The organism is candidate division KSB1 bacterium, assembly GCA_034506335.1.
In the GTDB taxonomy this organism is placed as follows: Bacteria; Zhuqueibacterota; Zhuqueibacteria; order JANLFK01; family Oleimicrobiaceae; genus Oleimicrobium.
This window is the reverse complement of the sequence record JAPDPR010000078.1, coordinates 1-10,621: the sequence shown is the minus strand read 5'-3', so window position 1 is coordinate 10,621 and position 10,621 is coordinate 1. Positions and strand designations below refer to the sequence as shown.

The window sequence follows — 10,621 nt, the reverse complement described above, 5'->3', positions numbered from 1 at the left end:
GTGTAAGCGTGACCGGTGAGCTTGCCTGGATCGACCACCCGAATCTTGAAGTAAGCTTCGCTGCGGCGCGGCTCCTCATACACGACAAGCTCATTGGGGACGTACGTGTACAGACGGATGGGAAGCGCGCAGGAGCGCATCTGCCAACGGTACTCGCTATCAAAAAGCGAAAGCCCAACGTAAAGCGTTTTGCCGTTGGGGAGGTCGGGCTTTATGCGCACCATCAAACTGGGGTCATGGTTCACGCCCACTGTGTCTCCAGGGCCGATGCTTTCGAACCTGAGCCCCTGGATGAGTGTATCGACAGCCGGATCGTCACAGAAAGCAACGAGGTCAAGCACCCGCACAGAGTCACCGAAAAGGTTGACCACGGGCACCTGGAACTTGACCACCTCACCAGGATTCGCGATGCCGTCGCTGTTCATGTGATCAGCGACGATGCGCGGAGGCAGCGTTCTCCATCCTTCATCCGGCCCGGCGAGGTTGATAGCCCCCAGAATATGGGCGAAGACATGGTCGCGGCCATGCTCATCGAGCACGTGCAGATCGACGCGCAAAGCCTTATCCCGTGGCGGTGTCTCCCAGGTATTCCCATAGAAGCCATCGTTGGCGTGCGCGTCCTCATGCGCGCCGTCATCGTAAAGCTGCATGCGATGGAGCAACACACCGCTGTAATCGAAAAACTCCGCGTTGACCGCGCACACCCCTACTCTGCTTTCCACCTTCACTCGGAGTCCTACCTTTGCGTGGCTTCCCAACCCCAAGAAGGCCATTGCATTTGTCACGTCCACTGCGAATCCAGAGAGGAGTCCAGCACGCGCGTACCCCACCTCTCTTCTGAGTTCCACAATGCTCAACAGAGGATTCATCGCCCAGGCCACCGAATAAGCGTATATGATGCGTTGCGTATCGAGCGGGGCCAGGGAAAATGGTCCCGTGGCTTGCACGAAGTGGACATCGCAGGGGGGCGTGATAAGGTCGTCGAGCCAGCCCGTTCGCCCGATTGGGTCACCGGAATTCATGAAAGTCGTGGCCCGCCCTGTGACGGGGTCCATCAAAGGGCTACCATCCGAGAGCAGCCCTTGCATGTTATTATGCAACTGGTGGGCCCCTTGCTGGCTGTACCCTGGGTCGTGGTATGTGCGGTGGCCACAGTAGTACGCGATATTCGCGGATACACGAAGGTTCTTGGCGTCTTGAATCCGACCCCGGCGGAACTGGTAGGCCGTGTGCCCAGGGGCCGGCACCACTGGCCCTTGCAGCAGCGCGACTCCCCAGGCAGGTACTCGCATGCCGTAGATGCGGTCTGAAAGGCGCCTGTTGTATGCGTAGCTCAGGTCCAGGGTTGTGTCACACGCCGAACCATCGTCGTTGGCGTCTCCCACATCCGGATCCGCGAAAATGCCCACGTAGGCGTTTTCTATGGGCTCTTTACCCTTGTTGATGATCGTGTATTCAAAAAAGACCGTGCTATTCAGGGCCTCTCCGGGGCGAGAAAAGGCCCACGCGAGCACTTGCACCTCGACGTTGAGAGGTTTGGTATGGTACGCCAGATTATGGAGGTTCTGGTTGGCGTCGTTCATGACATACCAAAGGGTCACATCTCCGATTACCATCGGGGAACCATCAGGGTTAGTCGGCGCACCCTGAGCGGCAGGCCATTCGGCATAATCAGGATTGTACTGAGGGCTAGACGGGTTAGCGCTGTCCCCGGGCCGTATCTTGTAGACACGGTAAATCGGCAGCTGGGGGTCAGCCGGCGATCCATCAGGCAAGATCTGTCCGGGCTGAAACTCCGTATTGTAATCCGCGCAGGCGGTGCGTACCGCCCCGCTTACCAGACCAGAGATCCACAGGCCGGTGGCGTACGCTACAGTCTTCCCGCTCCCCGCAGGAAACTCGAACCCGGCGTTCCCGGTGACGGGGTCTCGCCCCAGCGTTCCGTCGTTGATGACCCATGTGCGCACGTCGTTAGCGTCCAGCTGGACTGCGTGGCGGGCCATCGGCCCAGAGGACAGGCCGGACTTTAGGCACGTGCCTCCTGCCGCGATGCCCGCGAGGCCAAACCAAAAAATAGCGGCCATTTTCACGTGCGACATGACACACCTCCTTCCCTCTTCCGGGAGGCTATGAGCCCCTCATTTTTTTCCCCACACGTCCACAGCAGTTCGCGCCACAAAAGCAGCGCGTCCGGCACCTCGGGCGCCCTTTCTCAGGCCATACCAGCGCACACTGCCGTGTCTGCTTGGGATAATATAAGAAAACCCGCGGGCCGCGTCAAGGGCCAATACGCCCTCCGCAGAAGAAAGCCACCAAAGCCTTCCAGGTCCTTGGGATCACTCTCTCCGGCCTACGGCTGCCTGCTGCCTGCCGCCTGCCTCTTGCCCTCAAAAGAGCTCCGAGGTGGGTGCCCCTTTCCTCCGGCTGCGCCGCAAATACCGACGCCAGCGCGTCGCAGGCTCTGAGGCAGCCCATCCAGGAATCTCCCGCAAAGTGCGCCGCCCCGAAAAACGCGAATGCTATCTCATCACTGCCTGGCGCAGGCGATTCTTCAGCCTCTTAATCTGCTTCCTGATCCTCCGCAGCGCCTCGTGGTCGTGGGCCTGGATGGCCGCATCGCGCTGGCGCTTGAGCGCACGAATCTTCATCTTGAGGGTAGTCTTCTCCGGGATCGCCGCCACGCGGTGCTCGTGCATGTCGATATTCAGCGCCTTGCACAAGGCCACCAGCAGATGTTCCTTGTTCATCTGCGTGTACCCCTGCACCGCTTCGTGCTCCAGCGTCTTGGCGATCTCCCTCAGCTCGGCGACTGTCTTGTGCTTGAGCTCAGAGTAGGTGTAGGTCATTTTACTCCCTCCTTAGTGGCAAGACTCTACTCCCTCGTCATTTGAAAGAACGCTTCCTGAGGCTAACACTCCGCCCTGCAGCCCGGTTACTACCCCCGGTCTGCCTTCTATTGTCGATGGCGCAAGCGGTCGACCACCACCGCCACAACGATTACAGCCCCGGTCACGACCTGGGTGAGCCAGGTAGGCCAACCGTTCAACTGGCACCCAGTGCGGATCACAGTCATAATCACGGCGCCGACCAGAGAGCCGAGGATCGAGCCCTCGCCTCCGGAGAGGCTACCTCCCCCGATGACGACCGCGGCAATCACATCCAGTTCTAGTCCCACGGCCGCGGTGGGGTCCCCTTGTTCCTGGTAGGACATCAGCATCACACCTGCCAATCCTGAGAACGCACCTGCTGCCGTGTAGACAAAGGTCTTGACGCTCTGCACATCCACCCCACACAGGCGGGCTGCCTGCTCGTTGGAGCCGACGGCGAAAATGCGCCTGCCCAGCGGCGTATAATGCAAGAATCCCGCCACGAGGGCGGCCAACATGAGCATCAGCCAGGCCCCCGGCGGCACAAGCATCCACCTGCGCTCTGCGGGCAAGGCCGCCAGTAGTTCGCTCAACCACGTCTGTCCCACGTTGACCGGCATGCTGTTGGCAAGACCTTTGGCCAGACCTCTGACAATGAGCAGCGTGCCGAGGGTAACGATGAAGGGAATGACGCGGAGCCGAGTTATCACCAGGCCGTTGATGGCACCGCACAGCGCCCCTGCCGCGATGCCGGTCACTGCAGCAAGGAAGGGGTTTGCCCCCCACAGTACCATCATTTGGGCTACCACCACCGAGCCGAGGGCAATGATGGAGCCGGCCGAAAGGTCAATGCCCCCCGACACGATCACCATGGTCATGCCAATGGCGGCAACACCCACGATCACCGTCTGCTGCACGATCGTCTCCACGGCACCAAGGGAGGCCATACGCGGATTGAGGACGGCGAAAAAGCCGAACACCAAGAACAGCGCAAGAAATGGCCCTAATCCGCTCAAGAGTCGACGGGGGGATACCGATGCATCGCTCTGTCCAGGCAGGTTGAAACGCATGACGGGCTTTATGCTCCTTCTTGGTTTAGGGTGGCGGCCTGCATGAGTTTTTGCTCATCAAGCTGAGCTATCGGGACTGCCGGGCCCAGGCGACCCCGGCGCATGACGGCAATGCGATCGCATACACCCATCAACTCCGGCAAGTAGCTGCTTACCAGGAGAATCGCCTTGGGTTTACGGTCCGGGCTCAGCGCACCGGTGGCCAGCCCGTCGATGATGCGGTACACGGTCGCCTTTGCGGCAACGTCGATGCCCTTCGTGGGCTCGTCCAAAAGCAACACATCCACATTGTGCACGAGCAACCGGCCCAGGGCCACCTTCTGTTGATTTCCGCCGGAAAGGTGGACCACGCGCTGCTCAGGATCGCGGCAACGAATGTCCAGTTCGTTGATAATCGACTGTGCGTCAGCCCGCAGCCTACCCCTGGAGAGAATTCGCAGAGGAGCCATCTGCCCCATTCTCGTCAATGTGATGTTCTCGGCCACGCCAAAATGGGGAACCAATCCCTCCTCCTTTCGGTCCTCGCTGAGGAACCCCACTCCTTGTGCCCACCTCCGCACTGGGGATGCCGGGCCGGCGTACAGTCCCACGCGGACTCGCCCCGAAACCACAGGGTCAAGGCCAAAGATGGCGCGCAGGAGCTCTGTTCTGCCGGCTCCCACCAACCCGGCGATACCAAGCACCTCGCCGCGGTGTAGCTGCAGAGAAGCAGAAACGGGCTTGTGTCGTCCGCGAAGACCATCCACTTCTAGGACCAGGTCGCCCCGTGTGCGCGGCGCATGCGGATACAGCTCGCTCACCTCGCGTCCCACCATCATGCGGACCAGCTGTTCGGTGGTCACATCTGCGGTACGGTGCGTTCCCACCACCTTGCCGTCCCGCAGCACGGTAAGCCGATCAGCAATTTGTTGCACTTCCTCCAGGAAATGGGAAATGTACACAATCGAGAGACCGCGCTCGCGCAGGGTGCGCAGGATGCCAAAGAGTCTCGCCGTTTCTTCCCGCGACAAGCTGCTGGTGGGTTCGTCCAAGATTAGCACTTTGCACCCAGAGGCAAGTGCGCGCGCAATCTCCACCAGCTGCCTGCCGTTCACGGAGAGGCGGTGCACAGGGGTCTCGGGAGCAAGGGCTTGGTCACCAAAGTGGCTTAACACCTGCATTGCCACGCGACGCATCTGCGCTCGATTGAGGAGCCCCCAACGGGTCGGTTCGGCACCCAAGACGATGTTCTCTTCCACGCTGAGATGGGGCGCCAAGGCAAGTTCTTGATAGATCATCGCCACGCCAGCGCGTTTGGCCTCCGCCGGGTTGCGCGGCCGATAAGCCTGCCCATCCAGGAACATGCAACCGGTGTCTGGGGCGAGGGCACCGGCGATAATCTTCATTAAGGTACTCTTGCCTGCGCCGTTTTCGCCCACCAGGGCGTGGATTTCACCAGGCCGCACCGCAAAGTCCACCCCGCCAAGGGCTACAGTGGCTCCGAACCGCTTGACTATCCCCTCCATTACGAGGCCACGGGACGTGCTCATTTGCCCAGCCATTTGCTCAAGTCCGGGTTGATCAACTCCTGGATGCGCGGTTCATCTATGTTAGCCCTGGTCACCAAAGTCACTCCTGTGTCGATCACCTTGGGCACAGCCTGACCCTGCAGGTGCTGACACAAGACCGTTACCCCCAAGTAACCCATGCGAAAGGGATTCTGCACGACAAGGCCGTCAATCTCTCCCTGACGCAGTGCTTCGACCAGCGGGGGGCTGGCATCGAATCCGATGAAGCGGACTTTGCCTGCCAGTCGCTGCCGACGCAACGCCTGCAACATGCCATAGGTGGAGGACTCGTTGGGGCAAAAAATGCCGTCGATTGTTAGCTCCCCGGCCGGGTCCTTGAAACGCATGAGAAGGTTCTCGCTGGCCTGCAGTGCCTGCGCCGCGGTGGCTCCTGCGTGCTGCTCGTCGCTGACGACGGCAATACCCGGACACTGGCGAACGATTTCCAAGAAGCCGGCCTCTCGGTTCTCAGTGCTTGCCGATCCTTCCATGTAGCGCAGCAGCACAACCCTGCCTTTCCTGTCCAACAGCTCTACCAACTCACGGCCAGCAATCCGTCCCCCCTCCCGATTGTCTGTGGCCACGAAGCTGATGTAAGAGTCAGGTGAGCCCTTCAAGTCCGAATCGATGATCACTACTGGCACACCTCGTCGTGCCGCGCTTTCCACTGGCCTGCGCAAAGCCATGGCATCCAGTGGGGCAAGCACGATGCCCGAGACGCGCTTCATCACTTGATTGTCCACCAAGGCAATCTGCTGCTGCCGGTCGTCTTCCTTCTCTGGGCCAAGCCAGTGGACATCTACGCCCAGCTCAGTGGCCGCCTTGACAGCTCCCGCGTGTACTGATTGCCAGAAGACGTGTGTGGTGCCCTTCGGGATGACGGCAATCACCGTCTTTCCTGCTGGATGCTCCCGGTGACCACAGCCCGCGAGCGCAAGGAAACAACCGAGCCAAAGAGTCCTTCTTCTCAACCTCATACTGTCCCTCCAGACCAGGTGCCTGCTCCGAATAAGCATGCCATTCCATTATACAGAATTTCCGGCAAAAAGTCAAGGGCCGCTATGGCGTTGGCAGCGTACCCGTTAACACCCACGGGTATCTCCCACTTTACCGCTCCCAAGCAATAAGCCTTGCGATTCTCCTCGCCGTTTTGTAACCTTACCTGGCCGAGGATGCAAGTCGGCGAGAGCTCATAGCAGGCGCACGGGTTCGCCCTGTGCGCCGATTGCGGCCAGAGTGGCAAGGCCTGTTCGTCGCCACGCTGCCCATGACCTGCCGCCCAGACGAAGCTCGCCCTCACCACTGATCCAGGGGACAGACACGGTGGCATTGTGGCGAGGCCGCTTTGGCGGGTAGTGCAAACCGCGACGTAGAACGCCGTTTTCTCGGCCCTGACAAGCAAAACAGAACAAGACGCATGGCACCCGAATTCTACGGAAAAACTGCTCTTCTGTCCCTCGTGATGCTCGTGTGGCACGGGCTCGCGGAGGCAGAAAACATTGGCGGTCTTGTGCTAGACCGCACCACGGCACAGCCCCTGGACAGCGTCCGCGTCGTCATCCTTGATCAAAGCCAAAAGCTCCTTGATTCCACCATGACCGACGCCAGCGGTCGGTGGCAGTGCCAGCTTCTGTCCCATACTCTTGAGCCTCATCTCGGCCCACCGACTCAGTTTTGGGTCTCGCCCTTCTATCCCAACCCATTTGCACTCTCTACTTGCCTTCAGGTGATCCTGCCTGAACCAGGGCCGCTGCGGATTGTGATACACGACGTGCTTGGGCGCCAGGTACATGAACAGACTTTTGCTCTTCCGGCGGGCCTCAGTGCGTTGCTGTGGGAAGGGCGCGGAAGTCCAGGAGTGTACGTGGCAACCATCACAGCTCGTGGGCAGAGGGTTCTACACAAGATGATTCAGCTTGGCTACGGCAGCGGGAGAGGCCTCGTACTGGTGCGTCCAGCACACCCCACATCTCTGCCGAGGGTCTCCAGACAAAGCGAAGAAAGGCTAAGCATCATCTTTCAAAAATTCGCTTATGTGCCGGACACGGTGGTTGCACCACCAGAAAGCTGTGCCACTCTGCTCACGTACCTGGAGACCGTGCATGCGCATGCAGTCGTAGCCGATTTGCACAACGACGTCCTGAACAAGGTAGCAGAGGCTGGGCCATACCACCTCGGCGACCTTCACACATACAACCACACGGATATTCCTCGCCTTGTCCTCGGTGGGATAGACGTGCAGGTCTTTGCCATCTGGATCGACCCTGAGCAATATGCACAGCAGCCGTTCCTCCGCGCGATGGAGTACGTGGCTCTTTGGCGAAACGAGTTGGCGCAGAACACAGACCGCCTTGGTCAGGCCACCTCTGCAGGGGAGATTGAGGGCCTTGTGCATCAAGGGCGGATTGCGGGGCTTCTTGCCGTGGAAGGCGGTCACGCGATCGAGAACTCGCTGGAAAACCTGCGCGCGCTCTATCGGGCCGGCGTCCGCATGCTCACCATCACGTGGAACAACAGCACCAGCTGGGCGGTGTCCGCTTCAGACACGCGCTCTGCCACCGTAGGTCTTTCGCCGTTTGGCAGACAGGTGATCGCCCTCATGGACTCCTTAGGCATGGTCATCGACGTCTCGCACACGGGCGAGCAGACCATTCGCGACATCCTGGAAGTGACCCGCAACCCCATCATCGCCAGCCATTCCGGCGCCCGAGCCCTGCGCGACCATGTGCGGAACCTGAAGGATGAACAGATCCTGGCCATTGCCTCCACCGGTGGGGTAATTGGCGTCGTGTTCTACCCCTCATTCCTGGCCCCATCAGGACAGCGGGTGAGTGTGAATACCGTGGCAGACCATATCGATTACATCGCGCGAGTGGCAGGTATCGACCATGTGGCCATCGGCTCGGACTTTGACGGGATAAGCCGAACCCCGCAAGGCCTGGAGGATTGTGCCCATCTGCCGAATCTCACCTGGACTCTGCTCCGGCGCGGATATACCAGAGACGAAGTGGAAAAAATCCTGGGCGGCAATTTTCTGCGTGTATTCAAGACCGTCTGTCAGCGCGCACGGAGTTGAGCAATCCCCCTCGCCTGGTCCCAAACCTACGTTTGGTCACGATGAGAGCCGGCACGTCTCGCGCACCACCGCCTGCCAGCGTTTTGCTTCCTCCTGCATGAGGGCCGGCCTTGCACTCTCCTTGGTGAGCGCCGAACCGCAGAAAATGCCATCCGGGTCGAGAGCGGCGATTCTCTGCAGGTTTTGAAAGGTGACTCCGCCGGTGTAGACGACGGTCAAGCCACTGAATGGGCCCTTCCAGGCCTTGGCGAGCTCCACGTACAGGGTCTGCCCGGCCACAGCAGGGAAAAGCTTGTACACCCACTGGTAGGGATAGAGAGTCTTGAGTTCTTCGAATGCGCAGCCATACAGTTCAGCCTTTTGGGCAAGCTGCTTGCCCACATCGCCGAGGCCGCCAGGCACCACCATTATGTCCCGTTCGACGCATGCCTGGACCACCGACGGCACATAGTCGGCCGAGACCACTCCGGCCACACCAATATCCATGGCCTGTTCCGCCTGGCGCGAAGTCATCACCGTACCGGCCAGCACGAGTGCGTCCGGATGCTTCTCCAGCACCGCGCGCAAGCCGTCTAGCGCCGCCGCGGAACGGAAAGCGACCTCCAACACCACACCCAATGGGTCCAGGGCCTCAAAGGCCGTAACGCATTCGCCCGGAGAGTGCGCGGTGAGGAGCGCAATCAGGCGCTGCTTCCTAAGCCGCTCGAAGACTTGCTGGGACCTGTGCATAGTTACCTCCCTAAGTCGTGCCCCCAAATCAGCGGATGATGTTGTCCCTTCGGAACTCGTTCCACACGTTTTCGAACCACGTATCCTCGCGAGGGATAGGCCGAACTGGCACCCATCGGCAACGCACACCGCCCGCTTCTCCCAGCTGGACCTCCAAGATGTGCTGGTTCACAAAGGCGTCCTTTTCGGTCAGGGAAAAGCGCCACTCATCGCCGAGTTCGGGACACGGGACCATTCCTGAGGGATCCAAGACCATGTAGGACCCTCTACTCCGCCCGCCCTTGTGCAGGTACTCCTTCATTGCTTCAAGGTAGACCGCATGCGTGAGACAGAGGTCGAGGTTCCGGAAGGCCTCTGGCAGTTCCTCCGGATGCTTAACACCCAGGCGGCTGCGCAGACGTTCGAGCTGCTCCCACGCTTCAGAGCAAGCCTTACTCACTCCGTCCACGCTGCGAATATGTGCGCCGTAGGTGGACATGCGTTGTTGGAGCTCCGTGCGGGCACTGCTGTGCAGACCGTGGTCCCGACTTTCATCCCTCAGCATTCGTTGCGCGAGCTCTGCCTTTGCCGCGACCTGCCCCTCAACAACTGCCACGAACTGCGCATCGCTCAGCGGTTCTTCCCTGTATCGCTTGGCGATAAAAGTGGCGGCACGCATGCTCCCCACCTGCCCGGAATTGAGCGCTGAACCCCCAGGACGGTACACACCATGCGTCCCGTTGACCTCTCCAACGGGAAACAGATGCTTGATATTGGACTCCCACCAGATATTGCCCTGCAGTCCGCCATTGTTGTGCTGCGCGCACACCGCAATCTCAAGCGGGCCTCGCGTGATGTCGATGCCATGGCTGCGATAAAGATCGATGGCAGGCTGGTTCATCTTTGCAAGGCGCTGGATCGGTGTGGGCAGCAGCGCGCCAGAACGCTCTAAATAGGTGCGGGCCTCCTCCGCCAGACAATCAAATGAGAAGTCATCCAGCACTCCAGCACCGCTCGGGTTTCGTGTAAAGTCCATGAATACCCTTCTGCCCTTGCGGACCGTTTCCTGGTAAACCAGGAGGTCAATCAACGAGGAGCCGTGGTTTGGCACTTTGCGCGCGTCGAATGGCCATTGATAGCCTTTGAGAAAGATGGCTGTGGCAAGAGCTCCCATGGAGGGGAAATAGCTGTTGAGAAACTCCCGCTCGTCGCTCCCATCCGGCGCGGTGGAAATGTAGCGAGGGATTACCTGTTGGTACGTTCCCGAGACGTTCCAGCGAAAGCCAATTGACGCCAGACCGTATTGCCACTCGGTGAGGTTTTGGGCAATGGCCCCGATTTCCAGTGCCATGC

At 59.9% G+C, this 10,621-nt stretch carries 8 protein-coding genes; 1 reads left to right on the top strand and 7 read right to left on the bottom strand.

All coding sequences use genetic code 11. The features are described 5' to 3' along the window. The 5 genes from ONB25_14740 to ONB25_14720 form a co-directional block, all read right to left on the bottom strand. The coding region (locus ONB25_14740) for a hypothetical protein (protein MDZ7394141.1) at window positions 1–2,099 on the bottom strand (2,099 nt) is incomplete at its 3' end. A gap of 420 nt (window positions 2,100–2,519) precedes the next feature. Continuing rightward, window positions 2,520–2,846 (bottom strand): Rho termination factor N-terminal domain-containing protein, encoded by a 327-nt coding sequence (locus ONB25_14735; GenBank protein MDZ7394140.1) that lies wholly within the window; start codon window positions 2,844–2,846, stop codon window positions 2,520–2,522. A 107-nt stretch (window positions 2,847–2,953) separates the two neighbouring features. Next, window positions 2,954–3,937 carry an ABC transporter permease gene (locus tag ONB25_14730; GenBank protein ID MDZ7394139.1) on the bottom strand — a complete coding sequence of 328 codons (984 nt, stop codon included), beginning with the start codon at window positions 3,935–3,937 and terminating at the stop codon, window positions 2,954–2,956. 8 nt (window positions 3,938–3,945) lie between these two features. Then, on the bottom strand, window positions 3,946–5,466 hold the full coding sequence (locus tag ONB25_14725) for a sugar ABC transporter ATP-binding protein (protein ID MDZ7394138.1): 1,521 nt from the start codon (window positions 5,464–5,466) through the stop codon (window positions 3,946–3,948). After that, the gene (locus ONB25_14720; protein ID MDZ7394137.1) at window positions 5,463–6,461 is read right to left on the bottom strand and encodes a substrate-binding domain-containing protein; all 999 of its coding nucleotides are present in this window, start codon (window positions 6,459–6,461) and stop codon (window positions 5,463–5,465) included. The genes ONB25_14725 and ONB25_14720 overlap by 4 nt, the downstream gene beginning before the upstream one ends. Window positions 6,462–6,829: 368 nt before the next feature. Between ONB25_14720 and ONB25_14715 the strand changes: the two genes are divergently transcribed. Further along, on the top strand, window positions 6,830–8,560 hold the full coding sequence (locus tag ONB25_14715; GenBank protein ID MDZ7394136.1) for a membrane dipeptidase: 1,731 nt from the start codon (window positions 6,830–6,832) through the stop codon (window positions 8,558–8,560). Between the two features lie 36 nt (window positions 8,561–8,596). On the opposite strand, the gene ONB25_14710 is transcribed toward ONB25_14715, so the two are convergent. Together ONB25_14710 and ONB25_14705 are read right to left on the bottom strand one after the other, a co-directional pair. Then, a complete protein-coding gene (locus ONB25_14710) occupies window positions 8,597–9,289 on the bottom strand; it encodes a bifunctional 4-hydroxy-2-oxoglutarate aldolase/2-dehydro-3-deoxy-phosphogluconate aldolase (GenBank protein ID MDZ7394135.1) in 693 nt (230 codons plus the stop codon). Window positions 9,290–9,317: 28 nt separating this feature from the next. Then, on the bottom strand, window positions 9,318–10,621 hold a 1,304-nt coding region (locus tag ONB25_14705), incomplete at its 5' end, for an FAD-binding protein (GenBank protein MDZ7394134.1).